The sequence below is a fragment of the Rhizobium metallidurans genome (assembly GCF_014196505.1).
GTDB classification, from domain to species: domain Bacteria; phylum Pseudomonadota; class Alphaproteobacteria; order Rhizobiales; family Rhizobiaceae; genus Rhizobium; species Rhizobium metallidurans.
This window is the reverse complement of record NZ_JACIDW010000021.1, coordinates 26,248-50,346: the sequence shown is the minus strand read 5'-3', so window position 1 is coordinate 50,346 and position 24,099 is coordinate 26,248. Positions and strand designations below refer to the sequence as shown.

The window sequence follows — 24,099 nt, the reverse complement described above, 5'->3', positions numbered from 1 at the left end:
CAGCATGGATAGCGCGCCGGCCCTGCGAGGTCCATATAAAGTTAGGGTGCTGGCGCGTTGCGCACATGCCTGGGAAGTGCCGGAAAACGCGCGGAAACGGCCATAACCCCTCAATAGCTGCGGCTTGTTTCAGGCATTTTTCGCCCGTACATTAGGTTTGCGTTCAACGAGAGCCCGCGATGTCTGCAGAACCTGAATCTCAGAGATACTTTCTCAGCCAACTCTCCGTGCTCATCGATGGCATGAAGGGGTTGAGCACGCAGGTCGCCCGGCAGGTCGACGCGATGGGTCGGTACGACGTCGAGTTTTTCAAGCTAGGGCGTTTCATGACCAAGTTCGAGAACGACTTGATCGACCTCAGGGCTGATATGGGAGGCGTGAAGCTTGAAGTTGGCCGGTTGCGGACCGAGATGGGTCAGTTTCGCTCGGAGATGGAACTCCGGCTCGGCGCGATCCTGAAGCGCATAGACGACCTGGAAGGCCGGACACATGATCTCGCCGATCATATCCAGGAACTGCGTTCCGATAGCCTGCGCCAGTACAACGAAGTGATCAACGCCGTGCAGGACAGTTATCAGAACCGGATGTCCGTCGACGACATCGAGGAGCGCCTCGCCGAACTCGAGCGCCTCATCGGCCCGCGCCTTCCGCCCGCAGCGTGAGTCTCGCGCAAGCCGCTCACCGGACTGTTACCAAAATGTAATAGTCAATTCTTTTCTTTCCCTTGAAAAGCCACATTCGGAACTACAAATAAATATCACCGACGCGACATTGATCACGTCGAGGGTCTGATTGTCGGCTCGTCCCCCGCCGCATTGGACTTGGACAAAGGCCTCATCCCCTCTCCGGGCCTTTGTCCCCTATTTGAAGCCGCCATAGCCTTACCTCCAGGCTATGGCGGCTTTGTTTTTCTGCACTATCTCCAGCTGTATGAATATGAATATGAGTGATTGTCTTTGAAGCATCGCATACGATTTGTTGCATTGCTCGTGGCTGGGTTTTGCGCCTAACTGAAAAAATGGGAACGGAACGAATGGACTCGGGAGCCTATCTCGCCAGCCAGCTGGCCAAGGGCTTTGCCCGCTCGCTGCAGCAGCGCGCGGCAAGGTTGGGTTTTTCGCCGGGTCAGTTTCCGATTTTGCTGGAGCTCTGGGCCGAGGACGGGCTGACGCAGAAGCAGCTGCTGACCCGCGTCGATATCGAGCAGGCGACCATGGCGAACACGCTCTCGCGCATGGAGCGCGATGGCCTGATCGAGCGAAGGCCGCATCCCTCCGACAAGCGCGCCCAGCTGGTCTTCCTGACAGACAGGGCACGGACGATGGAAAATGACGCTGTCGTGGCCGCCCGCGAGGCCGATCTTGCTCTGTTCGATGGCTTCAAGACATTCGAGCGCGAGCTGACGCTGGAATATATCCGTCGCCTGCTGGAAAACGCCAAGAAGCTCTGAGGATCGAGATGTAATCCCGGCGCGAACCGTGCCCGGGAGAGGGGCCGGCGCCTTATTCGGCGGCGGCGAGATAGATCTGGTTGCGAGAGGCGGCGGCCAGAGCCTGCACGCGCGCTTCGGTCTTGGCGATCAGCTGATAGAACTCGTCCTGCGCCTCGACATCGAGCTGAATCACGGCGTTCACCTCATCCGGCGTATCGCAGACACAGGCGATGGCCGATATCGGGCAGATACCACCAGGATAACGCTTGCCGCTGCCCGTATAGGCGCGGCGACCCCAGCGCTCCGAATAGACGGTCTCTTCGCGGTCGATCTGCAGGATCGTGCCCTTGCACGCGGTCACGATGCCCGCCTTGCCGTAGGCGAACCAGTGGTAGTTCAATTTCCGCAAGATGTACTTGCCGGTGATGTCTTCGCCGGCCAGTTCGGCGGGATCTTCAATCATACGGATCATGACGTCTTCCTTAACGTGCACGTAATATCCGCTATCTATGTTTCAGCTTCAAGACGAAAAGGTCAGCTTTTGGAGCCACTTAGTCACAAGTTGTTTCGAATTCTTACGAATTTCGCCACTTTTTCGCCGTTTCGGCGCCATCCGGCTCAGCCCCGGAACGCAACTTCCAGGTTCTGCCTGTCCTGCGCGACCACGCGGCAATGCGTTTCGAAGCCTTCGCCCTTGATCATGAGCACGAACTCGGTCGGGATTCCCGTCGAGCTGGAGACCGAGAGAGCAGCGCTGTCGGCGCCGAGCGAGCGGATCGTGCAGTCTATCGTCGAGCGGCGGTCGTTGAACAGGATCGAGCCGGCCTTCAGTACCCGCCGGCGCGCGCCGCTTGGCTGGTCGGCGCTGATCGATTGAAAGTTGACGCAGCGATTGCGGCCGCCGCGCTTGGCCTCGTACATGGCGGCGTCCGCCTGCGCCAGCAGCGTGTCGATCTCCTTGCAGACGATCGACAGCGCCGAAATCCCGAAGCTCGCCGTCACCGCGAGCGAGCCGAATTCGCCGACGATCGGCTCGGCCGAAATCGCCAACCGCAGTCTCTCGGCAATGACGAGCGCGCCGTCGCGGTCGACATTGGGCAGGATGATCGCGAATTCCTCGCCGCCCAGCCGGCCGAACAGGTCGCCGCTTCTAAGCACCGAGCGGCAGATCGAGGACACCGCCTTCAGCACCTCGTCGCCGGCCGCGTGGCCATGCGTGTCGTTCACGGTCTTGAAGTGGTCGATGTCGAGCACGATGCAGGCGAGGCTTTTCTGGTTGCGCAGCGCAAGGCCGATCAGCTGGTCCGTCTCTTCCTTGAAGGCGCGGCGGGTCAGTCCTTCCGTCAGGCTGTCGGTCGCCGCCGATTGCATCAGCTCGATCCGGTCCATGGCGACGCCGGCAATCTCTTCCAGAATGGTGATATCCTTGCGCCCGAAGGAGCGCGCCGTGCGGTCGATGGCGCAGACGGTCCCGACGGTATGGCCACTCTTGGTGCGCAGCGGAACGCCGGCATAGAAGCGAACGTGATTTTCGCCTGTTACGGCGGGGTGCGCGGCAAAACGCGGATCGCGCGTGGCGTCGGGCACGATCACGGCCGTGTCGAGATCCACCACGAAGCGGCAGAAGGAATCCTCGCGCGGCACTTCGCTGTTCGAAAATCCGGAGCAGGCCTTGTACCATTGGCGATGCGCGTCGATCAGCGACACCAGGCCGACGTCGACGGTGAACACTTCCCTGATCAGCCGAACGATCCGCTCGAAGCCTTCATCGCGCGGTGAATCGAGCAGGTCGAGCTGCTCCAGCGCCGCCAGGCGCTCGAGTTCCCGCTGCTTCACGTCCGCGGAAGACGTACCGAATGCGCGCGCAACAACCATTGCAAACGTGCTCCCCACCTAAGTCCGTGTAGGAGATGCCTCGCATATAATCATGAACAAATGAATATTATGCGTCCCCGTTTCTCATCGGTGAAGGGAGGGGGCAGGAGTGTCAAGGCTGCGCATAGGGCCTCCCATCCTTGTGAACGAACCGGCCATCGGCATTCGCGCTCATCATGTCGATGTCCGAACAGGTGGTGAGGTCGGCCATGTCCCGCGAGCCGATTTCCAGATAGATCGCCATCGCATCGGACCGGTTGATCAGGTGATGGCCATTGCCGGTGTTCTTCGCAAAGGCCGCGCAATCGCCGGCGCGAAGCGGCGTCTCCCCGTCATCCTCGACCAGCACCACCTCGCCCGAGAGCACATAGACGAACTCGTCCTCATGCGAGTGCCAGTGCCGCTGGCTCGACCAGTTTCCCGGCGGCAGATGCATCAGGTTGATGCCGAAATCGCAAAGCCCGCCGGCATCACCCAGCCGCTGGCGGACCCGCTCGGCGCAGGCCGCCGCATGTGGCTCCGGATAAGGCGAGCCCTTGACGCGGGCTACGGTGGCGACGTCGATCTTGGGCATCAGGCTATCCTCCGCATTGGTGGCTAGGCGGGGCGCCCGCTCAACCGCCCTTCGGTTTCCTCGTGGCCTTCGTCATGTTGAGCGCGATCGCCGCTCGCACGAGTGCCGTAAGGGCCGGTGCGTCGATCGTGTCTCCCTCGTGGAAGTCGATGGCGCGCCGCGCATTGCCCTCGAGGCTGGCGTTGAACAGGCCGGAGGGATCGTCGAGCGATGCGCCCTTGGCGAAGGTCAGTTTCACCGCGGTCTTGTAAGTCTCGCCGGTGCAGACGATGCCGGAACGCTCCCACACCGGTACGCCGCGCCACTTCCATGTCTCGATCACCTCTGGATCGGCGTCCCGGATGATGCGCCGCGCATCGGCCAGCATCGCGCCGCGCCAGTCGATCAGCTCCGCGATCCGCTGGTCGATCAGCCGCGATGCATCGGCTTCCTCGCCTGCAGCACCCTTCGTCTTCTCCGCCATTCCATCCTCCCCAATGATAAGCACATGCGAATACTCGGCGATCTAGGAGATTCGTAGCGCAGGGGAAGAGGGTTTCCTCTGTCTCCGCGTCCATCGTCGTGTTACCACTCCTGCGGGATTTGAGGAGGTTGTTTCATGACGCAGGTGCCTGCCGCCAACTGGGCGGAAAGCTTTCACTATGGTTTCAAGGACTGCCACTACCCGTCTTCGGTCGAAGAGGTCCGCGCCATCGTCGCGCGCTCGGCGGCGGTAAAGACGCTCGGTTCGCGCCACTCCTTCAACGCCATCGTCGATGGCAGCTCTGCCATGTCGCTCGAGCACCTGCCGATCAATCCCGTCGTCGACAGCAGCGGCAACCAGGTCTCGGTCGCCGGCCACTGCACCTATGGCGAGCTGGCGCTCTTCCTGCAGCGCCACCAGCTCGCTATCCACAATCTCGCATCCCTTCCGCACATCTCGATCGCCGGCGCGATCGCCACCGCGACGCATGGCTCGGGTGATAAGAACGGCAATCTGGCGACGGCGGTCTCCGGCCTGGAATTCGTCGCCGGCGATGGCAGCCTGGTGAAGGTGAAGCGCGGCGACGCCGATTTCGAAGGCATGGTCGTGCATCTGGGCGCGCTCGGCGTCGTCACCCGCGTGACGCTGGATGTCCAGCCGGAATTCCAGGTCGCGCAGCATGTCTATGAGGGGCTGAGCTGGGATGCGCTCTTGTCCAATCTCGATGCCATCATGGCGGCCGCCTATAGCGTCAGCGTCTTCACCCAATGGGGCGAGAGGGCCGGCGCCGTCTGGCTGAAGGAAACGGAAAAGAGCGGCAATCATCCCGATGCCCTGCACGGCGCGGTCAATGCCGACATCAAGCGCCATCCGATCATCGGCCTAGACGCCGAAAACGCCACCGAGCAGCTCGGCGCCTTCGGCCGCTGGTCGGACCGGCTGCCGCATTTCAAGATGGGCTTTACCCCGAGCAGCGGCGCCGAGATTCAGTCCGAATATCATGTGCCCCGCAAGCATGGCGCCGCCGCCGTCGAGGCGCTGTTGTCGATCCGCTCGAAATTCGCGCATCTCGTCCAATCAGGCGAACTCCGCACCGTCGCCGCCGACAGCCTGTGGCTGAGCCCGCAGTTTGAACGCGATACGCTGTCGATCCACTTCACCTGGGTCCGCGACCAGGCGGCGGTCGATGCCGCCGCCGCCCAGATCGAGCAGGCGCTGGCGCCGTTCTCGCCCTTGCCGCACTGGGGCAAGGTCTTCACCCGCCAACATGTCGGCAGGAACTACGCGAAGCTCCCCGACTTCGCCCGCCTGCGCGGACGCATGGACCCGGAACGCAAGTTCTCCAATCCGTGGCTGGAAGAGGTCGTCTTCGGCGCGAAGGCCTGAAAGCGATCAGGCGGCATTTCGACCGGCGTTGGCGCTCGCCGCCGCGCCGGTATATGCTGTTGCGATGAAGCAAGGGACGAAGACGTCTCGGTATAGACATGGAGTAGAGATTGGCGGTCGCCTTCACCAAGGAAGAAAGCTTCGAAACGGCATCGGAAACGCTGATCCCCGATCGGCCGATCTCGCCGCATCCGAACCTCGTCACCGAGGCCGGGTTGAAGGCGCTGGAGCTCGATCTTAGCCAAGCGCGCGAGGCCTATGAGGCGACGTTGGGGATCGACGACATCAACGAGCGCCGCCGCCAGGGTGCCGCACCGTTGCGTGATGCCCGCTACTTCGCGGCCCGCCTCGGCACCGCCCAGCTCATGCCCGCGCCTACGTCCAGCGATGCCGTCGCCTTCGGCAGTCTCGTCACCTTCGAGCGCGAGGACGGGCGCGTGCAGACCTATCGCATCGTCGGCGAGGACGAGGCCGATCCGAAGGCCGGGTCGATTTCTTACGTCTCGCCGGTGGCGCGTGTGCTGATCGGCAAGGCCGTCGGTGATGTGGTCGATGCCGGCGGCCAGGAGCTGGAGATCATCGCGATCGCCTGAGCGGGGCTTTCTCCGCGATTGACAGCCGCCCGCTGTCCGCAAGCCTGTCGGCCCGCTCGTTCCCCTCGGTGCCGACATGGCCCTTGCACCATGAAACGGTGATAGTCGCTGATCCCGACAGTGCCGTGTCGATCGCCCTCCAGAGATCGGCATCGGCGATGCCACGGCTTCTGAGCCGGCTATTGGCGGTGATCTTCTTGAAGCCGTTGTTGCGCCAGATCGGTCGCCACTCGTTGCAGCCCTTCACCGCGTAGACCGAATCCGACCAGATCGTCACCTTCGCCTCCGCCGCATGGATGTTGGCCCATTCCGCTGCCTTCAGAACGGCGGTCGCCTCCATCGCATTGTTGGCGGTGCCGGCTGCGCCGCCGCAACCGGACGCGATCTCGACGCCATCGCGATAGACGACGAAGCCCCAGCCGCCATCACGCGAGCCGGGCTCGCAGCAGCCGTCCGTGAAGATCTCAAGTCTGTCGTGAGCATCAATGCTGCGCGGGTCGTCGGTACTATCGGTCATATGAGCGGCGGAGCTTCGGGAAAATCGGCGGGAAGGCGCAACCTATCCGAAACGCCCGCCGCTGTCTCCGCCCGCGACAGACCGGACTATTTCGCCGTCGAGATCGCCTGCGGGTAGAGCAGCACCGTCTTCTGCGCCTTCTCGTGCGTGGAAAGATAGCTCTCGCGCGCCGCCATCTTCACGCTCGGCTCGATGTCCGGCTTGCCGAGGAGCAGCCCCTGCATCTGCTCGCAGCCCTCGTTGGTGACGATCTGGCGTTGCAGTTCGGTTTCCACGCCCTCGGTCACCACCTGTATCCCGAGGCTGTGGCCCAGCCCGATGATGGCGCGCACGATCGAGCGGGCGGCGGCGTCGTGCTCGAGAATGCCGGTAAAGCTGCGATCGACCTTGATCTTGTCGAAGGGCAGCGCCCTGAGGTTGGAGAGCGAGGAAAAGCCGGTGCCGAAATCGTCCATGACGATGCGCACGCCGAGACGGTGCAGCCGCATCAGCGTCGAGATCGTCGCCTTGCGGTCGCGGACGAAGGCGGCCTCGGTGATCTCCAGCTCGAGCCGTTGCGGCAGGAGCCCGGTCTCTTCGAGAATGGCGGCCACCCGGTCGTAGAGATTGGGCAGCATGAACTGCACCGGCGAGACGTTGACGGCGATCGTCAGCGGCTGCGGCCAGCGCGCCGCCTCGGTGCAGGCCTGGCGCAGCACCCATTCGCCGAGTTGCACGATGATCCCGCTCTCCTCGGCTATTTTGATGAAGACGTCGGGCTCGGAGCTTCCATGTCCCGGCCGGTTCCAGCGCATCAGCGCCTCGTAGCCGCTGATGCTGCCGCTGCGGCTGTCGAGGATCGGCTGATAGTTCACGAACAGCTGGTTGCGGGTGATCGCGTGGCGCAGTTCGTTTTCGATCTCGCGCCGCGCCTTGACGGCGGCGTCCATCTCCGCGTCGAAGAAGCAGGCCTTGCCGCGGCCGGCGTGCTTGGCGCGGTAGAGCGCGGTATCGGCATTGATGCACAGAAGCTCGCCGGTATCGCCATCGGCGGGATAGACCGCGATGCCGATGCTGACGCCGACGGCGGTCGGGTCGCGGGCGACGTCCATTTCGGCGGCGATGCCTGCAAGGATCGCGTCGGCGAGGTCGCGCGCGCCGTCCGGCTGCGGCTTGCCGCTCTGGATGATCGCGAACTCGTCGCCGCCAAGCCGCGCGATGGTGGCGCTGTCGTCGGCCACGCGCTGCAGGATCGAAGAGACCTTGCACAGAAGCCGGTCGCCCTCGGCATGGCCGAACAGGTCGTTGACGGCCTTGAAGCGATCGAGGTCGAGATAGAAGACGGCCGCCTGCGCGTGCTTGCGCTGCGCCACCTGGATCGCCTGTCTGAGGCGCGTGTCGAAGAGAGAGCGGTTCGGAAGGCCGGTCAGCACGTCATGCTGGGCCAGATGCTCGATCATCTGCTCGGCGCGCTTGCGCTCCGTCAGGTCGCGCACCGCCAGGATATCGCAGCTGCGGCCGCGATAGATCATCCGCCGCGCCATCAGTTCGACCGGCAGTTCGGTCTCGCCATGGGTGGTCAGCAGCGTTTCGTGATGCGTGCCGGATGCCAGTCCGCCCGCAGGCAGCAGCAGGAAGTCCGGTTTGCGGCCGCGCAATTCGCTGAGCTGCCAGCCGGACATCTCCAGGAAGCGCTCGTTGGCGTCGAGGATCGTTCCCTCGTGGATCACCAGCAGCCCCTCCATCGTGGCGTTCGCCAGGCCCTTCAGGTCGGTCAGGTGGCTCGCCAGGAAAACCGTGCCGAGGGAAGCCAGGATGAGCGCCGTCGAGACCGCCATGACGATGGCCGCCAGCGTCCTCGGCTCGACGATCGCCGCCGTCACCTGCCGTCCAGGCTCAGGGATCAGGGTGATGTAGCTCATCGACACGAAGTGAATGATGGCGATCGCCAGCACCATCGACGCCGCCGACAACAGCACGCGCTTGGCGCCGGAGAGCGAGCGGAAGATCAGGAAGGCCACGCCGGCGAGCGCCGCGCCGATCGCAAGCGCCGAGAGCGTCGCCATGGCGTTGAAGCGAATGTCGACCTGGCCCTCGACCGCCTGCATGCCGGTGATATGCATGGCGGTGATCCCGAGCGCCATCAGCACGCCGCCGAGCGCGACGGCGAAGCGGCTGGCGCCTTCGGTGGCGACGAGCAGCGCCAGATAGGACACGCCGATGGCGATCACGACCGAAAGCGTGGTCAGCCCCAGCCCGTAGGCGATCGCATAGCCGCTGTCATAGGCCAGCATGGCGATGAAATGCGTCGCCCATATGCCGACGCCGATGGCGAATGCCGAGGCCATGATCCAGTTGCGCTGCTGGGCGCGGTCGCATTGCTGGGCCCGAAAGAGAAGCAGCATGCCGGTGAGGTTGCCGATGAGGCAGATAACGACGGCGGCGATGATCAGCCGCCAGTCATGATTGTCGCGAATACAGGCGACCACGGTAAACATCAGCCACCTCCAGGCACCAATTGCTGAAGGTTATCAAGCGTCTTCTTAAATAACCGTAAATTGCAAATTGAGGATTCTCCCCGCGTTCAGCGTGCGTTTTCGCACAGTCGCGCACATGCCCCGGCCTCGCTTTTTCAACTCGAAAGCGGACCGGCTTTGGTCTATCGTCCGGCAAAAATTTGAAGAAGGAGTCGGAAATGCCTGACCTGATGCCGGTTCTCGCGCGCGCGGACCAGAATTTGCCCTCGAGCCTCGACAAGCTGTTCGAGCTGTTGCGGATCAAGTCGATCTCGACCGATCCCGCCTACAAGGACGATTGCCGCAAGGCGGCCGAGTGGCTGGTGGATTATCTCCGTGACATCGGTTTCGACGCCTCGGTACGCACAACCCCCGGTCACCCCATGGTCGTCGCCCATCACGACGGCGCCGCGCCGTCGGCCCCGCATGTGCTCTTCTACGGCCATTACGACGTGCAGCCGGTCGATCCGATCGAGCTCTGGGACAACGATCCCTTCGAGCCCTCCGTGCAGGAAGCGGCCGGCGGCCGCAAGATCCTGACCGGTCGCGGCACCGCCGACGACAAGGGCCAGCTGATGACCTTCGTCGAAGCCTGCCGCGCCTACAAGGACATCAACGGCGCGCTGCCCGTGCGCGTGACGATCCTGTTCGAGGGTGAGGAGGAATCCGGCTCACCATCGCTGAAGCCCTTCCTCGAGGCCAACGCCGCCGAGCTGAAGGCCGATTACGCGCTGGTCTGCGATACCAGCATGTGGGACCGCGACACGCCGGCGATCGCCGCTGCGCTCCGCGGCCTCGTCGGCGAGGAGGTGGTCGTCACCGCCGCCGACCGCGATCTGCATTCGGGCCTCTTCGGCGGTGCCGCCGCCAACCCGATCCATATCCTGACCAGGATACTCGCCGGCCTGCACGACGACACCGGCCGCATCACACTGGATGGTTTCTACAACGGCGTCGAGGAGACCCCCGCGAACATCAAGGCGTCCTGGGAAACGCTCGGCCTCACCACCGAGGGCTTTCTCGGCGAGGTCGGCCTGTCGGTTCCCTCGGGCGAGAAGGGCCGCTCGGTGCTGGAGCTCACCTGGGCCCGCCCGACGGCCGAGGTCAACGGCATCTGGGGCGGCTATACCGGCGAGGGCTTCAAGACCGTGATCGCCGCCAAGGCGTCGGCCAAGATCTCCTTCCGCCTCGTCGGCACGCAGGACCCGGACGCCATCCGCGACAGCTTCCGCGCCTATGTGCGCTCCAGGCTGCCCGCCGATTGCTCGGTGGAGTTCCACCCGCATGGCGGTTCGCCGGCCATCCACCTGTCCTACGATTCGCCTGTGCTCACCAAGGCGAAGACGGCGCTCTCCGACGAATGGCCGAAGCCCGCCGTCGTCATCGGCATGGGCGGCTCGATCCCGATCGTCGGCGATTTCCAGAACATGCTCGGCATGGAATCGCTGCTCGTCGGCTTCGGCCTCAGCGACGACCGTATCCATTCGCCCAACGAAAAGTACGAGCTGACGTCCTATCACAAGGGCATCCGCTCCTGGATCCGCATCATGGAAGCGCTGGCGGCGTAATCTGCGTCGATGAAATGAAAAAGGCGCACCGATTTTTCAAGATCGGGGCGCCAGAGGAACAAAAAGGCCGGGTTGAAACCGGCCTTTCGTCATTCGCTTCGCATCAGTGCCAGTACATCCGTGGTCAAGGTGAAAGCGAATATTGCAGCCAGACTGCCCGCGAAAGGTTAACGGAGCGTTAACGATAATCTCGCGATAGGCAGGTCGGTTCTCCATGCGCTCCATGGTGCGGCTTGGTGATCGACGACTGCATCCGATGACCGGGATATCGTGATCCCGCCGCCGTATTTCAAGGCCTCGCCTCTCGAACCGTTCAAGCTGCGTTCATTCGTGCCTGCTATAAGTCATTGAAACGAAAGTTGAATCACTCTCGCCAAACTTTGGCCGGGAAGCTGTTCACTGTTGTCCTGAGAAGGCGATGAGCCCGGAAGTTTACGAGGAACGGCGTTTCGGCCGCTCTATCTACGGAGTGCAAGCGTGAAAACCACACTGATGAAGATAACCGCCGTCGCGGCCTTGCTGCTGGCCCCGGTCGCCGCTCAGGCCGCCGAAGGCTTCGCGACCGCCAACGTCAACATGCGCGCCGGCCCGAGCACGCAATATCCCGCCGTGACAGTCATTCCCGCCGGCGAATCCGTGCAGATCTATGGCTGCCTCGCCGATGTGCCCTGGTGCGATGTCGAGTTCTACAACGGCCGCGGCTGGGTCGCCGGCCGCTACGTGCAGGCGCTCTATCAGCAGCGCCGCGTCTATGTCGATCCGCAATATTATCGTCCGCTCGGCATCCCGACGGTGGCCTTCAGCGTCGGCAATTACTGGGATCGCTACTACCGCGATCGATCCTTCTACGGTCAGCGCGAGCGCTGGCGCCGCAATCCGGTCTATGACCGCCCGGCGGCCGTGCGCCCGCCGCCCGGCCCGGAATTCGGCAATCCCGGTTACAACAACGGCCGCCCGCGCCCCGGCTACGACAATGATCGGCCACGCCCGGGCTTCGACAATGATCGTCCGCGTCCCGGCTTCGACAACAACCGTCCGCGCCCCGGCTTCGATGCCGGTCCCGGTCGCCAGCCCGATTTCGACCGCGGTCCCGGTCGCGGACCGGACTTCGGTCGCGGCCCCGATCCCCGCCAAGATCCTCGTCAGGACAATGACGGTCGTCCGCCGCGCTTCGACGGCCGCGCCGGCATGCCAGGCCAGCCCGGACAGCCGGGTCAACCGGGCCAGCCCGGCCGCCGGGGTGAAGGCGGTTTCGGGGGGCAGGGTGGACAGGGCGGCCAGGCCGGACAGCCCGGTCAGCCCGGACAGCCGGGCTTCGATCGCGGTCCCGACCGTCGCCGCGACCAGGATCGCCGCCCGCCGGTGTGCCAGCCGGGTGATCCGAACTGCGGTCAGAATCCCCAATAGTGAACCGACGGCAATGAGACCGTCAGTGATGATGCAAAGGGCGATCGAAAGGTCGCCCTTTCTGCTTTCACGCATCTTGAGGCATGGAAAAGCCCGACGCTCCTAGGAGACGCCGGGCCTGAATTCGATCGGCTCGTGTTGAGGGGAGACGGCCGATCTGCCGCGAGACGTGTTGCCTCGCTTGGTAGGAAATGGCCGAAAGCGCAAATGGTTCCGCGCTGCAATCCGGAAGTTGTCTTTTCTCCGGGTGCCAACGGCTCGTCCATACGAAAAAGGCCCGCGACGTGCGGGCCTTCGGAGATATGTCGTGCCGCCGGTCAGTAGCGGTAGCGATAGCCGTCGCGGGCCCAGGGCGGGGGCGGGCGGTAGCCGCGGTCGTCGCGCCAGCCGTAGCGCTGCTGCGGGCGGTGGCCCCAGCCGTAGTCGCGCTGGTAGCGGCCTTCGTAGCGCGGTGGCGGCGGGCGGCGCCAGTTCGGCCGGCACTCGCCCCACGGGGTGACGTGAAAGCCGCGGCCGCACGCGTAATCGACCTTGACGACATTGTTGGTCGCGGCGCTTGGCACGGCGCCCATGGGCATGGCTTCGGCAACCGTGGTACCAAGTCCGACCAGGGCGACCGCGATCGCGATAATTGTCTTGCGCATCTCTGCACCTCATTCCTTATGCAAGTCCCTTGCATGTGGATTAGAGGGCCGTTCGGGTGAATGGAAGCTGAACCAACCAAGGCATTATTGCGGCGGACGGAAAGGCCCGGCCTCAAGCCGGGAAAACGCTGCCCGCAAAAGCTTTTGCCTTTGGCTAACGAGGCCTTAACTCCCCCTTAAATCGCCGCATTTAAAGTTCAACCGGGTAAGGATGCGACCAGCGTGATGCGGTCGCCACGGTCATCCGGCTTGGGCCATGGCCGTCTGTTTGGGGCAAACCTCGGTTTGCGATTGAAGCGAGGTTCAGCGGGCGTAAATGGCGGGCAGGGGCAGATCAGGCGATAGAATCGAACCATCCTTCAGCGGCCGCGAGCGCCGCGACGATGGCGACGATTTTTCGCTCGGCGCCGATGACCGCGTCGCCGGCGGCGGACGCCCCGCCAAGCGCGCCGCGCCCAAGTCCAGCGCCTCGAGATCCGAGCGCCGCGATCCGCCCTCGCGGCGCGAACCCGATTCCGCCCGCTATGACGACGATTACGACGACGAGCCGCGCTACCGCGAGCCGCCGCGCCGCCGCTCGGGCGGTGGTGGTGGCAATGGTGGCAAGCGCCGGCGGCCGGGGCGCGAGGGCCTCGGCGTCTTCGGTCTCGTCCGTCGCATGTTCTACTGGTGCATCGTGCTCGGCATCTGGGCCGGTATCGGCGTGACCGGGCTGGTCGTCTATTACGGCTCGCGCATGCCGAGCGCCAGCAGCTGGGAAATTCCCGCCCGTCCGCCCAACGTCAAGATCACCGCGGTCGATGGCAGCGTCATCGCCAATCGCGGCACGACGGGTGGCGAGGCGCTGGCGCTGGAAGACATGTCGCCTTATCTCCCGAAGGCGATCGTCGCCATCGAGGATCGGCGCTTCTATTCGCATTTCGGCGTCGATCCGCTCGGCCTTGCCCGCGCCGTCGTCACCAACCTGACCTCCCGCCAGATGGTGCAGGGCGGCTCGACGCTGACGCAGCAGCTCGCCAAGAACCTGTTTCTCTCGCCCGACCGCACGCTGGAGCGCAAGGTCCAGGAAGTGCTGCTCGCCTTCTGGCTGGAGCAGAAATACACCAAGGAGCAGATCCTTGCGATGTATCTCAACCGCGTCTTCTTCGGCTCGAACGCCTATGGCGTCGAGGCCGCCTCGCGGCGCTATTTCAACAAGTCGGCGCGCGACCTGAACCTCGGGGAGGCGGCCCTGCTTGCCGGTCTCGTCAAGGCGCCGTCGCGTCTGTCGCCGGCGCGCGATCCGCAGGCCGCCAACGACCGCGCCCAGGTGGTGCTGCAGGCCATGCGTGATCAGGGCATGATCTCGGAGGACGAGGTCAAGACCGCGATGTCGCAGACCCCGGCGAAGGCCAAGCGCTACTGGGACGGCGCCGGCCAGTATGTGGCCGACATGGTCATGGACGAGCTGCCGGCGCTGATCGGCGACGTCAAGGAAGACATCATCGTCGACACCACCATCGACAAGACGCTGGAAAAACGCGCCGAACAGTCGATCGCCGATGTGCTCGGCAAGGAAGGCGCCAAGCTCGACGCCTCGCAGGCGGCGCTCGTCTCGATCGACGGCACCGGCGCCATCCGCGCGCTGGTCGGCGGCCGCGACTATGCCGAAAGCCAGTTCAACCGCGCCGTCAAGGCCAAGCGCCAGCCGGGCTCCTCGTTCAAGCCCTTCGTCTATGCCACCGCGCTCGAAAAGGGGCTGACGCCGTTTTCCATCGTCAACGACGCGCCGGTTCGCATCGGCGACTGGACGCCGGAAAACTACGAGAAGAAGTACAATGGCGAGGTGACGCTGGCCACGGCACTTGCGAAATCGCTGAACACGGTGGCCGCCCAGCTCGTCATGTATGACGGACCCGATGAGGTCATCAAGCTCGCCCGCCGCCTCGGCATCCAGTCCGACATGCAGCCCAACGCCTCGATCGCGCTTGGCACGTCGGAAGTCTCGCTCACCGAAATCACCGGCGCCTACGCCGCCTTCATGAATGGCGGCTACAAGGCGACGCCGCACGTCATCCGCCGCGTCACCACCGCCGATGGCAGCAAGGTGCTCTATGAAAACACCTACGACAACCCGCCGCGCGTGCTCTCCGAAACCATTGCCGCCAACATGAACGCCATGATGATGGGCGTCATCGACCAGGGCACCGGCCGCAGCGCCAGGCTGCCCGGCTGGCAGGCGGCCGGCAAGACCGGCACGACGCAGAACTCCCGCGACGCGGTCTTCGTCGGCTTCACCAGCAACCTCACGACGGGCGTCTGGTTCGGCAACGACGACGGCAAGCCGATGAAGAAGGTCACCGGCGGCGGCCTTCCCGCCAAGGCCTGGCAGGAATTCATGGTCGCGGCCCACAAGGGCCTGTCGCCGGCGCCGCTCTTCGGCAACGGCCAGTTCATCAATCCGGCGCCGCAGATGGACAACGGCCAGCCGATGGCTTCCGCCGATCCGAACATGCCCGGAAACATGCAAGGAAACATGCCCGGAAACATGCCCGGAAACATGCAAGCCGACGGCATGCAGGGTGGCATGCAGGGCGGCGACATGACCGGCGCGACGGGTGGCATGCAGCCGCCGGTCGAGGAACGGAGCACCATCGGCAGCATCATTTCGGGCGTCTTCGGCGGTTCCGACGAGGGGCGGCCGCGCTACCGGCAGGAAGAGTATCCGCAGGCGCCGGTGCGCCGTGGCGGCCAAGAGCAGGCACCCGTTTATGATGGTCCCGTACCGCCCGCCGATGTCGCCGAGGACGGCCGTTACGGCTATGGCAACGCGCTGCCGCCGGGCGACGTCGGCGGTGGCCCGCCGCGCCAGGAATACCAGCCGCGCCGCACCACGCTTCTCGACCTGATCATGGGGCAATAAACGCTTCGCCGCGCAACAAAAAACGTGCCCTGAGGCGGACGGTGAAAATTAATTGCCGTTGGCTTCTTTTGCTGATTTTCAGGACATTTCCCGCCTTGCAGTCGCGAAAACCCGTCCTTATATACGCCGCATCACCGCAATCACGATTGCGTCAAACGTAGAGACCCATCCCGTAAGGGGCTGTCATCGAAATGCCTTCCCGGGGTTCAGACAGCTTGCTTCAAGGAGTAAATGACATGGCAAAAGTAATTGGTATCGACCTCGGAACGACAAATTCCTGCGTCGCTGTCATGGACGGCAAGGACGCAAAGGTCATCGAGAACGCCGAAGGTGCGCGCACCACGCCTTCGATCGTTGCATTTTCCGAAGATGGCGAGCGCCTCGTCGGTCAGCCGGCCAAGCGCCAGGCAGTCACCAACCCCACGGACACGCTGTTCGCAGTGAAGCGCCTCATCGGCCGCCGCTACGACGATCCGACGGTTGAAAAGGACAAGGCTCTCGTTCCCTTCGAGATCACCAAGGGCGACAATGGCGACGCATGGGTCAAGGCCCGCGGCACCGGCTATTCGCCTGCCCAGATCTCCGCGATGATCCTTCAGAAGATGAAGGAAACCGCTGAATCCTATCTCGGTGAAAAGGTCGAGAAGGCCGTCATCACCGTTCCCGCATACTTCAACGACGCCCAGCGCCAGGCAACCAAGGATGCCGGCCGTATCGCTGGCCTCGAAGTTCTGCGCATCATCAACGAGCCGACGGCGGCAGCGCTGGCCTACGGTCTCGACAAGAAGGACGGCAAGACCATCGCCGTTTACGACTTGGGTGGCGGTACCTTCGATATCTCGATTCTCGAGATCGGCGACGGCGTCTTCGAAGTGAAGTCCACCAACGGCGATACCTTCCTCGGCGGTGAAGACTTCGACATGCGTCTCGTCGAATACCTCGTTGCCGAGTTCAAGAAGGACAACGGCATCGATCTGAAGGGCGACAAGCTGGCTCTGCAGCGCCTCAAGGAAGCTGCCGAAAAGGCCAAGATCGAACTGTCTTCCTCGCAGCAGACCGAAATCAACCTGCCGTTCATCACGGCCGATGCGACCGGTCCGAAGCACCTGACGCTGAAGCTGACCCGCGCCAAGCTCGAAAGCCTGGTCGACGATCTCGTCCAGCGCACCATCGCGCCGTGCAAGGCAGCCCTCAAGGATGCCGGTGTCACCCCCGCCGAGATCGACGAAGTCGTTCTGGTCGGCGGCATGAGCCGCATGCCGAAGGTGCAGGAAGTCGTCAAGCAGCTGTTCGGCAAGGAGCCGCACAAGGGCGTCAACCCGGATGAAGTCGTGGCCCTCGGCGCCGCCATCCAGGCCGGCGTTCTCCAGGGCGACGTCAAGGACGTCCTGCTCCTCGACGTGACCCCGCTGTCCCTCGGCATCGAAACGCTGGGTGGCGTCTTCACCCGTCTGATCGAGCGTAACACCACGATCCCGACGAAGAAGAGCCAGACCTTCTCGACCGCCGACGACAACCAGCAGGCCGTCACCATCCGCGTGTCGCAGGGCGAGCGCGAAATGGCCCAGGACAACAAGCTGCTCGGCCAGTTCGACCTCGTTGGCCTGCCTCCGGCACCGCGTGGCGTTCCGCAGATCGAAGTCACCTTCGATATCGACGCCAACGGCATCGTGCAGGTTTCGGCCAAGGACAAGGGCACCGGCAAGGAACAGCAGATCCGCATCCAGGCCTCCGGTGGTCTCTCCGACGCCGACATCGAGAAGATGGTCAAGGACGCCGAAGCCAATGCCGAAGCCGACAAGAAGCGTCGCGAAGGCGTGGAAGCCAAGAACCAGGCCGAAAGCCTGATCCACTCCAGCGAGAAGTCGCTGAAGGATTACGGCGACAAGGTCACCGAAGCCGATCGCACCGCGATCTCCGACGCGATCGCCGCCCTGAAGACCTCCGTCGAGGCAACCGAGCCGGACGCGGAAGACATCAAGGCGAAGACCCAGACCCTCATGGAAGTCTCCATGAAGCTCGGTCAGGCGATCTACGAAGCCCAGCAGGCGGAAGCCGGCGCGGGCGACGCTTCGGCCGAAGCCGGCGACGACAATGTCGTCGATGCCGACTACGAAGAAGTCAAGGACGACGACCGCAAGAAGTCCGCGTAAGCGGCTCGCGACGGTCACGTTTGAAACTGACATTCCGGCTGCTCACCATGGCAGCCGGAAATCCATTTCCGGGGTCTGATCCTTAATGGCAAAAGCCGATTTTTACGAAACGCTGGGTGTCGCCAAGACGGTTGACGAAAAAGAGCTGAAAAGCGCTTTCCGCAAACTGGCGATGAAATACCATCCGGACAAGAATCCCGGTGATCATACCGCCGAGCACAAGTTCAAGGAAATCAACGAAGCCTACGAGACGCTGAAGGACCCGCAGAAGCGCGCGGCCTATGACCGCTACGGTCACGCAGCCTTCGAGCATGGCGGCATGGGCGGCGGTGGCGGCGGTTTCGCCGGCGGCGGCTTCTCCGATATCTTCGAGGACATCTTCGGCGAGATGATGGGCGGCGGCCGCGCAAGGCAGCGCTCGTCTGGCGGTCGCGAACGCGGCGCCGATCTTCGCTACAACATGGAAATTTCGCTGGAGGAATCCTTCGCCGGCAAGACGGCGCAGATCAGGGTTCCGACCTCGATCACCTGCGACGTCTGTTCCGGTTCCGGCGCCAAGCCCGGCACCCAGCCCAAGACCTGCGGCACCTGCCAGGGCTCCGGCCGCGTGCGCGCCGCCCAGGGCTTCTTCTCCGTCGAGCGCACCTGCCCGACCTGCCATGGTCGCGGCCAGATCATTCCCGATCCCTGCGGCAAGTGCCATGGCCAGGGCCGCGTCACCGAGGAGCGCTCGCTCTCGGTCAACATTCCCGCCGGCATCGAGGACGGCACCCGCATCCGCCTGCAGGGCGAGGGCGAGGCCGGCATGCGCAGCGGCCCGGCGGGCGATCTCTATATCTTCCTGTCGGTCAGGCCGCACGAATTCTACCAGCGCGATGGCGCCGATCTCTATTGCGCCATCCCGATCTCGATGACGACGGCGGCGCTTGGCGGCACCTTCGACGTGGCGACGCTCGACGGCACCAAGTCGCGCGTCACGGTTCCCGAGGGCACCCAGGCCGGCAAGCAGTTTCGCCTGAAGGGCAAGGGCATGCCGGTGCTGCGCTCCAGCCAGACCGGCGATCTCTACATCCAGATCCAGATCGAGACGCCGCAGAAGCTCTCCAAGCGCCAGCGCGAGCTGTTGCAGGAATTCGAGGAGCTCTCGTCGAAGGAGAATAATCCCGAATCCACGGGCTTCTTCGCCCGCATGAAGGAATTCTTCGAGGGTTGATTGAATATTCTAGTAAAAATTCGAGAGCCCGGTTGTTAGCAGCCGGGCTTTTCTGTTTTGCATAGGGATAAGCATATTTTTTGCTACCGAAGAGACTCGACAATTCTATTGCCAGTCCCTTTATTAGATATGTAACATTGTTTCTGTATTGAGCCTCGAAAAGGTTCTAGACTTGCATTCCCTTTGGTAGCCTGTGCCGAGGTTGATTTGGAACGCCGTCTCGCAGCTATTCTTGCAATGGATATCGTCGGCTACAGCCGAATGATGGGTGCCGATGAGCAGGGGACCTTGGATGCGGTCAAGCTCTGCCGTGGCGAGGTCATCGATCAAAGGATCGCGCATGCGCGTGGCCGCGTGGTCAAGCACACCGGCGACGGCATGCTGGTGGAGTTCTCCAGCATCGTCAACGCGGTGTCCTGCGCCAACGATGTGCAGCAGGCGATGGCGGCGCGCAATACGGCGCTGCCGGAAGAGCGCCGCATCGAGTTCCGCATGGGCATCCATCTCGGCGACGTCATCGTCGAGGACAACGACATCTTCGGCGATGGCGTCAACGTCGCGGCCAGGCTGGAAGCGATCTGCTCGCCCGGCGGCGTGGCGATTTCGGCGTCCGCCCGAGATCACGTCGGCAGCCGGCTCGATCTTTCCTTCCAGGATCTCGGCCTCTTCACGCTGAAGAACATCGAGCAGCCGGTGCAGGTCTATGCCATCTCGCCGAAGCGCGCCCTGCCGCTCAGGGTCAACGCGGCGGCACTTGCCGCGGCCAAGGAGAAGCAGAAGCCGCTGGTCGCGGTGCTGCCCTTCTCCAACATGAGCGGTGATCCCGAGCAGGAATACTTCTCCGACGGCATCACCGAGGACATCATCACCGATCTGTCGAAGATCTCCAATCTCTACGTCGTCGCCCGCAACACCGCCTTCACCTACAAGGGCAAGTCGGTGCAGGTGAAGCAGGCGGCATCCGAGCTCGGCGTCCATTTCGTGCTGCAGGGCAGCGTGCGCAAGGCCGGTCAGCGGGTGCGCATCACCGGCCAACTGATCGACGCGCGCAACGGCGCCCATCTCTGGGCCGACCGCTTCGACCGCGATCTGACCGATATCTTCGCCGTGCAGGACGAGATCACCCACGCGATCGTCGACCAATTGAAGATCAAGCTTCTGCCGGAAGAACAGGAAGCGATCGCCGCCGAGCCGACCACCAACGTCGAGGCCTACACCTATTATCTGCGCGGCCGGCAGTTCTCGCACTCCTGGACCCGGCATTACCTGCTGATGGCGCGCCGCATGTTCGCCACCGCGGTCGCGCTCGACCCCGATTACGCCGAGGCCTATGCCGGCATCGCCGATTGCGAATCGACGCTGCGCGACTGGCATGCCGGCGAATACACGCTGAAGGGCATTCTGGAATTGACCGCCAAGGCGCTGGCGCTCGACCCCAATCTCGCCGAGGCGCATGCCTCGCGCGGCCTGGCGCTGCATCAGGACGGCCGCGACGGCGAGGCGCTGGTGGAGTTCGAAAAGGCGCTGGCGCTGGAGCCCGATCTCTACGAGGCGAATTTCCACTACGCCCGCTTCCTGTTCATGCAGGGCAAGTTCGAGGGCGCCGTCACCTTCTTCACCCGCGCCTGCGAGATACGGCCGGACGACTATCTGTCGCCGATCCATCTGACGAGCGCCTGCCGTTCTCTCGGGCTCTCGCGCGAGCATGAGCACTGGGCCAGGGTCGGGCTGGAGCGCGCCGAGCGGGCGCTCGAGCTGCATCCCGAAAACGCCGGCCCGGCGCATCGCGGCGCGCTGGCGCTCGCCCATATGGGCCGCTTCGACGAGGCGCGCGAATGGGTCAAGCGGGCGCAACTGATCGACCCCGACGATATCGTCGCGCAGTACAACGTCGCCTGCGTCCACGCCCTGCTCAACGAATGCGACCAGGCGCTCGATATCCTCGAAGCGTTGCTGCCGCAGTCGTCCTGCTACCAGATCCTCTGGTTCAGCCACGATTCCGACCTCGACGCGGTACGCGGGCATCCGCGTTTCCAGGCGATGCTCGACGCCATCGCGGCCTGCACCTTCCATCAGGACGGGTTCCGCGTCGCATCGGAATAACGTTAAGGTAGAGTGCGCACGCTCGGGCGCTTCATTTCGGGACAGGGGTGCGCCGTCGCAACATTGGCGTTAACGCAAGCAATCGAAGTCGCTTTGCAGCGGTCGCGAATATATTCAATATGCTCGAAGGGGAATACACCACATTACACCGAGAGCAACTTCCATGACGGTAGCCGCTTTGTCTTTTCAGTCTGATGACGTCGATGTACTCGCGGGCGCGCTGTACGCCTGGTGTGCCGAGCGCAACATCAAACTCTTGAGCCAGCAGGGTCTGTCGATCGCCAGCATCGCGATCGATCTCTATCATGCCGGTCATCAGACGCAGGATCAGCTGCTGGTCGCTCTGCACGACTGCGATATTCACTAGATGACCGCCCTACGCGGTCGCTCGTCGCGTCGCCCCGAAAATCTCAGGCGTAGACGTCGTCACCCGACATCAGCGTCACGATGGTCTTGACGGCTTCACGGCCTTCCGGCGAGCGCAGCTTGTCGTAGGTCACCGCAAGCTCGTAGGCCTCGGCGCTGAGGCCCGGCCGCGCCGTCGTGTCGGCACCCTCGAAAAGGGCCGAAATATCGACGCCGAGAAAAACCGCGATCTGATGCAGCTTGCTCGCCGAGACGCGATTCGTGCCCTTTTCATATTTCTGGATCTGCTGAAACGTCAGCCCGAGCGCCTCTCCGAGTTCCAGCTGGGAGATGCGTCGCTTGGCGCGCAACGTCCGGACGTTCTGGCCGACAATAATATCCACCGGATCTGGCACTTTGAGTGTTCCCGTTCATTTCATTAATTTTATCTGAGCACTATGCAGAGGTTTTTAAATATCTCAACCCAAGATTTGCAAATTTCAACCAGCTTTTCGGCTGATTTTTAGGATGTTTTCTTAGTTAAACAAGATGAAATATACCTGAGCGTGCATAAAATACATGAAGCTAGTTTACGGGTGTGGCGCGGTTACTAGCGGGCGCGGCTTTTCTCTCTCGCTGAAGATTTTCTCGCGATGGATGAGCCGTTCCGGCCATTCGGGACGGCAGCTTGCACTTGACCACCACGTTCGCGAAGCCTATTTTAGAATTATTCTAAAAGAGGCCATCATGCTGAAACGAATTTTCAGATCACCCAAACGTTCCTTCGACAGTCTGTCTGAGCAGGAGATCCTGGCGCTCGCCATTGGCTCGGAGGAGGACGACGCCCGCATCTATCTCGCCTATGCCGACAGGTTGCGCGCCGATTATCCCGCATCGGCCAAGGTTTTCGAGGAGATGGCGGACGTCGAAAACACCCACCGCAACTCGCTGATCACGCTCTACCGCCAGCGCTTCGGCGAGCGCATCACGCTGATCCGACGTGAGCATGTCGAAGGCTTCTACGAGCGCAAGCCGGACTGGCTGCGCGCCAACCTGTCGCTGGAGAAGATCCGCCAGGAGGCCGAGGCCATGGAGAACCAGGCCTACCGCTTCTACATCGAGGCGGCCGGCCGCGTCGGTGATGCCTCCACGCGGCAACTGCTCGGCGATCTCGCCCTTGCCGAGCAGGGGCATGAGGACATCACCCGCATGCTCGGCGACAGGCACACGCCGGAAGACGTCCGCAAGGAAGAGGATCTGAAGAGCCGCCGGCAGTTCGTGCTCACCTATGTGCAGCCGGGCCTCGCCGGCCTGATGGATGGCTCGGTCTCGACGCTCGCGCCGATCTTCGCCGCCGCCTTCGCCACGCAGGATACCTGGCAGACCTTCCTCGTCGGCCTCTCGGCCTCCGTCGGCGCCGGCATCTCGATGGGCTTCACCGAGGCGGCGCATGACGACGGCAAGATTTCCGGACGCGGCTCGCCCGTCAAGCGCGGCCTGTCCTGCGGCGTCATGACGGCGCTCGGTGGCCTCGGCCACACGCTGCCCTATCTCATCGCCGATTTCTGGACGGCGACCACGCTGGCGGTCATCATCGCCATTTTCGAGCTCTGGGCCATCGCCTTCATCCAGAACCGCTTCATGGAAACCCCGTTCCTGCGCGCCGCCCTCCAGGTCGTCGTCGGCGGAGGACTGGTGCTGGGCGCTGGCATCTTGATCGGCAACGGCTGACGCGGAAACGAAAATGGCCGGCATCGCGCCGGCCATCGAACATTTCGGTCCTCGAAAATCCTGGTCTAGCGCAGCGCGCCGACCAGCACGTCGCGGCCGTTCTCGATGGTGACCCAGCGGCCGGCATTGGCGCTCGACTGGCGCTTGATGAAGGAGTAGGGGGCGTCGTACCACGGCTTCACCGTCGCGGCGAGATTGTCGAGCACGAAGTCGCCCTTGGTCGTGCGCAGCGTCAGCACCGCATGGCCTTCGCCATCGGGCTTGCGAAGCACGGTCATCAGCAGATTTGAGGGGGAAAAGCCGCGCTGGATCAGGATGCGGCGCTTCAGCAGCGCATAGTCCTCGCAATCGCCGGCGGTCGTCGGATAGGCCCAGACTTCTTCCTTGCCGTAGATGTCCTTGTCGGTCATCGGAGCGATCGTGGTGTTGACGCTGGTATTGATGGCGCGCACCAGCGCCCACTTGGCGTCGGTCATCTCCATCGGGCCGACATTGCGGTTCGGTCCGCACTCGTTGCCATGCGACTGGCAGAATTCGTAATGGCCGATCGGCTGCGATGTCGCCTGGCCGGTCTCCATCCAGAGAGTGTTTGTCGCTGCCGGCATCGCGGCGCTCGACATCGCAAACAAGGCCATCATGGCCAACAGGAAACCCTTGATACGCACGCCCGCTGTCCCTTGCATCGCCCCATATTTATT

At 63.3% G+C, this 24,099-nt stretch carries 21 protein-coding genes; 12 read left to right on the top strand and 9 right to left on the bottom strand.

Annotated elements, in window-relative coordinates; genetic code table 11:
- The first annotated feature begins 179 nt into the window (after positions 1 to 179).
- On the top strand, positions 180 to 662 hold the full coding sequence (locus tag GGQ67_RS21750) for a hypothetical protein (RefSeq protein WP_183902217.1): 483 nt from the start codon (positions 180 to 182) through the stop codon (positions 660 to 662).
- 371 nt (positions 663 to 1,033) lie between these two features.
- Positions 1,034 to 1,450 carry a MarR family winged helix-turn-helix transcriptional regulator gene (locus tag GGQ67_RS21745; RefSeq protein ID WP_183902216.1) on the top strand — a complete coding sequence of 139 codons (417 nt, stop codon included), beginning with the start codon at positions 1,034 to 1,036 and terminating at the stop codon, positions 1,448 to 1,450.
- 52 nt (positions 1,451 to 1,502) lie between these two features.
- Here the strand turns inward: GGQ67_RS21745 and GGQ67_RS21740 are convergent, their stop codons facing one another.
- From GGQ67_RS21740 to GGQ67_RS21725, 4 genes are all read right to left on the bottom strand, one after another.
- The gene (locus GGQ67_RS21740) at positions 1,503 to 1,904 is read right to left on the bottom strand and encodes a hypothetical protein (RefSeq protein WP_183902215.1); all 402 of its coding nucleotides are present in this window, start codon (positions 1,902 to 1,904) and stop codon (positions 1,503 to 1,505) included.
- Positions 1,905 to 2,050: 146 nt separating this feature from the next.
- Positions 2,051 to 3,307, bottom strand: coding sequence for a GGDEF domain-containing protein (locus tag GGQ67_RS21735; RefSeq protein WP_183902214.1), 1,257 nt, complete (start codon positions 3,305 to 3,307; stop codon positions 2,051 to 2,053).
- 112 nt (positions 3,308 to 3,419) lie between these two features.
- On the bottom strand, positions 3,420 to 3,881 hold the full coding sequence (locus GGQ67_RS21730) for a cupin domain-containing protein (protein WP_183902213.1): 462 nt from the start codon (positions 3,879 to 3,881) through the stop codon (positions 3,420 to 3,422).
- A 40-nt stretch (positions 3,882 to 3,921) separates the two neighbouring features.
- The gene (locus GGQ67_RS21725; protein ID WP_183902212.1) at positions 3,922 to 4,344 is read right to left on the bottom strand and encodes a DUF1801 domain-containing protein; all 423 of its coding nucleotides are present in this window, start codon (positions 4,342 to 4,344) and stop codon (positions 3,922 to 3,924) included.
- 135 nt (positions 4,345 to 4,479) lie between these two features.
- Here GGQ67_RS21725 and GGQ67_RS21720 point away from each other — a divergent pair, with 135 nt between their 5' ends.
- Entirely contained in the window at positions 4,480 to 5,730 is a 1,251-nt protein-coding gene (locus tag GGQ67_RS21720; RefSeq protein WP_183902211.1) for a D-arabinono-1,4-lactone oxidase, read from the top strand.
- Positions 5,731 to 5,840: 110 nt separating this feature from the next.
- The gene (gene greA / locus GGQ67_RS21715; RefSeq protein ID WP_183902210.1) at positions 5,841 to 6,323 is read left to right on the top strand and encodes a transcription elongation factor GreA; all 483 of its coding nucleotides are present in this window, start codon (positions 5,841 to 5,843) and stop codon (positions 6,321 to 6,323) included.
- Here greA and GGQ67_RS21710 read toward each other — a convergent pair.
- On the bottom strand, positions 6,307 to 6,840 hold the full coding sequence (locus GGQ67_RS21710) for a ribonuclease H family protein (protein ID WP_183902209.1): 534 nt from the start codon (positions 6,838 to 6,840) through the stop codon (positions 6,307 to 6,309). The genes greA and GGQ67_RS21710 overlap by 17 nt on opposite strands.
- A gap of 86 nt (positions 6,841 to 6,926) precedes the next feature.
- Positions 6,927 to 9,317, bottom strand: coding sequence for a bifunctional diguanylate cyclase/phosphodiesterase (locus GGQ67_RS21705; RefSeq protein ID WP_183902208.1), 2,391 nt, complete (start codon positions 9,315 to 9,317; stop codon positions 6,927 to 6,929).
- A 197-nt stretch (positions 9,318 to 9,514) separates the two neighbouring features.
- On the opposite strand from GGQ67_RS21705, the gene GGQ67_RS21700 reads away from it, so the two are divergent.
- On the top strand, positions 9,515 to 10,903 hold the full coding sequence (locus GGQ67_RS21700; protein ID WP_183902207.1) for a dipeptidase: 1,389 nt from the start codon (positions 9,515 to 9,517) through the stop codon (positions 10,901 to 10,903).
- A gap of 477 nt (positions 10,904 to 11,380) precedes the next feature.
- The gene (locus GGQ67_RS21695) at positions 11,381 to 12,310 is read left to right on the top strand and encodes an SH3 domain-containing protein (protein ID WP_183902206.1); all 930 of its coding nucleotides are present in this window, start codon (positions 11,381 to 11,383) and stop codon (positions 12,308 to 12,310) included.
- A 317-nt stretch (positions 12,311 to 12,627) separates the two neighbouring features.
- On the opposite strand, the gene GGQ67_RS21690 is transcribed toward GGQ67_RS21695, so the two are convergent.
- The gene (locus tag GGQ67_RS21690) at positions 12,628 to 12,954 is read right to left on the bottom strand and encodes a GCG_CRPN prefix-to-repeats domain-containing protein (protein ID WP_183902205.1); all 327 of its coding nucleotides are present in this window, start codon (positions 12,952 to 12,954) and stop codon (positions 12,628 to 12,630) included.
- A gap of 316 nt (positions 12,955 to 13,270) precedes the next feature.
- Between GGQ67_RS21690 and GGQ67_RS21685 the strand changes: the two genes are divergently transcribed.
- The 5 genes from GGQ67_RS21685 to GGQ67_RS21665 all read left to right on the top strand — a co-directional run bounded on the left by GGQ67_RS21685 (position 13,271) and on the right by GGQ67_RS21665 (position 21,692).
- Positions 13,271 to 15,856, top strand: a complete 2,586-nt coding sequence (locus tag GGQ67_RS21685) for a transglycosylase domain-containing protein (protein ID WP_183902204.1) — start codon at positions 13,271 to 13,273, stop codon at positions 15,854 to 15,856.
- 236 nt (positions 15,857 to 16,092) lie between these two features.
- Positions 16,093 to 18,009 (top strand): molecular chaperone DnaK, encoded by a 1,917-nt coding sequence (gene dnaK, locus GGQ67_RS21680; RefSeq protein WP_183902203.1) that lies wholly within the window; start codon positions 16,093 to 16,095, stop codon positions 18,007 to 18,009.
- Positions 18,010 to 18,094: 85 nt separating this feature from the next.
- Positions 18,095 to 19,222, top strand: coding sequence for a molecular chaperone DnaJ (gene dnaJ / locus GGQ67_RS21675; RefSeq protein WP_183902202.1), 1,128 nt, complete (start codon positions 18,095 to 18,097; stop codon positions 19,220 to 19,222).
- Between the two features lie 237 nt (positions 19,223 to 19,459).
- Positions 19,460 to 21,325 (top strand): TPR end-of-group domain-containing protein, encoded by a 1,866-nt coding sequence (locus tag GGQ67_RS21670; RefSeq protein ID WP_281393630.1) that lies wholly within the window; start codon positions 19,460 to 19,462, stop codon positions 21,323 to 21,325.
- Positions 21,326 to 21,488: 163 nt separating this feature from the next.
- Positions 21,489 to 21,692 (top strand): hypothetical protein, encoded by a 204-nt coding sequence (locus GGQ67_RS21665; RefSeq protein ID WP_183902200.1) that lies wholly within the window; start codon positions 21,489 to 21,491, stop codon positions 21,690 to 21,692.
- 43 nt (positions 21,693 to 21,735) lie between these two features.
- Here the strand turns inward: GGQ67_RS21665 and GGQ67_RS21660 are convergent, their stop codons facing one another.
- Positions 21,736 to 22,086 (bottom strand): helix-turn-helix domain-containing protein, encoded by a 351-nt coding sequence (locus GGQ67_RS21660; protein ID WP_183902199.1) that lies wholly within the window; start codon positions 22,084 to 22,086, stop codon positions 21,736 to 21,738.
- A gap of 331 nt (positions 22,087 to 22,417) precedes the next feature.
- Between GGQ67_RS21660 and mbfA the strand changes: the two genes are divergently transcribed.
- A complete protein-coding gene (mbfA, locus tag GGQ67_RS21655) occupies positions 22,418 to 23,401 on the top strand; it encodes an iron exporter MbfA (RefSeq protein ID WP_183902198.1) in 984 nt (327 codons plus the stop codon).
- A 65-nt stretch (positions 23,402 to 23,466) separates the two neighbouring features.
- Here mbfA and GGQ67_RS21650 read toward each other — a convergent pair whose 3' ends face one another.
- Complete coding sequence (locus GGQ67_RS21650; RefSeq protein ID WP_183902197.1) at positions 23,467 to 24,066, bottom strand: transglutaminase-like cysteine peptidase; 600 nt, start codon at positions 24,064 to 24,066, stop codon at positions 23,467 to 23,469.
- Positions 24,067 to 24,099: the final 33 nt, after the last annotated feature.

Excerpts from the sequence above, each read along its gene's own strand:
- GGQ67_RS21750 (WP_183902217.1), top strand. The coding sequence starts at position 180 with ATGTCTGCAGAACCTGAATCTCAGAGATACTTTCTCAGCCAACTCTCC.
- GGQ67_RS21745 (WP_183902216.1), top strand. The coding sequence starts at position 1,034 with ATGGACTCGGGAGCCTATCTCGCCAGCCAGCTGGCCAAGGGCTTTGCC.
- GGQ67_RS21740 (WP_183902215.1), bottom strand. The coding sequence starts at position 1,904 with ATGATCCGTATGATTGAAGATCCCGCCGAACTGGCCGGCGAAGACATC.
- GGQ67_RS21735 (WP_183902214.1), bottom strand. The coding sequence starts at position 3,307 with ATGGTTGTTGCGCGCGCATTCGGTACGTCTTCCGCGGACGTGAAGCAG.
- GGQ67_RS21730 (WP_183902213.1), bottom strand. The coding sequence starts at position 3,881 with ATGCCCAAGATCGACGTCGCCACCGTAGCCCGCGTCAAGGGCTCGCCT.
- GGQ67_RS21725 (WP_183902212.1), bottom strand. The coding sequence starts at position 4,344 with ATGGCGGAGAAGACGAAGGGTGCTGCAGGCGAGGAAGCCGATGCATCG.
- GGQ67_RS21720 (WP_183902211.1), top strand. The coding sequence starts at position 4,480 with ATGACGCAGGTGCCTGCCGCCAACTGGGCGGAAAGCTTTCACTATGGT.
- GGQ67_RS21710 (WP_183902209.1), bottom strand. The coding sequence starts at position 6,840 with ATGACCGATAGTACCGACGACCCGCGCAGCATTGATGCTCACGACAGA.
- GGQ67_RS21705 (WP_183902208.1), bottom strand. The coding sequence starts at position 9,317 with ATGTTTACCGTGGTCGCCTGTATTCGCGACAATCATGACTGGCGGCTG.
- GGQ67_RS21700 (WP_183902207.1), top strand. The coding sequence starts at position 9,515 with ATGCCTGACCTGATGCCGGTTCTCGCGCGCGCGGACCAGAATTTGCCC.
- GGQ67_RS21690 (WP_183902205.1), bottom strand. The coding sequence starts at position 12,954 with ATGCGCAAGACAATTATCGCGATCGCGGTCGCCCTGGTCGGACTTGGT.
- GGQ67_RS21685 (WP_183902204.1), top strand. The coding sequence starts at position 13,271 with ATGGCGGGCAGGGGCAGATCAGGCGATAGAATCGAACCATCCTTCAGC.
- dnaK (WP_183902203.1), top strand. The coding sequence starts at position 16,093 with ATGGCAAAAGTAATTGGTATCGACCTCGGAACGACAAATTCCTGCGTC.
- dnaJ (WP_183902202.1), top strand. The coding sequence starts at position 18,095 with ATGGCAAAAGCCGATTTTTACGAAACGCTGGGTGTCGCCAAGACGGTT.
- GGQ67_RS21670 (WP_281393630.1), top strand. The coding sequence starts at position 19,460 with ATGGATATCGTCGGCTACAGCCGAATGATGGGTGCCGATGAGCAGGGG.
- GGQ67_RS21665 (WP_183902200.1), top strand. The coding sequence starts at position 21,489 with ATGACGGTAGCCGCTTTGTCTTTTCAGTCTGATGACGTCGATGTACTC.
- mbfA (WP_183902198.1), top strand. The coding sequence starts at position 22,418 with ATGCTGAAACGAATTTTCAGATCACCCAAACGTTCCTTCGACAGTCTG.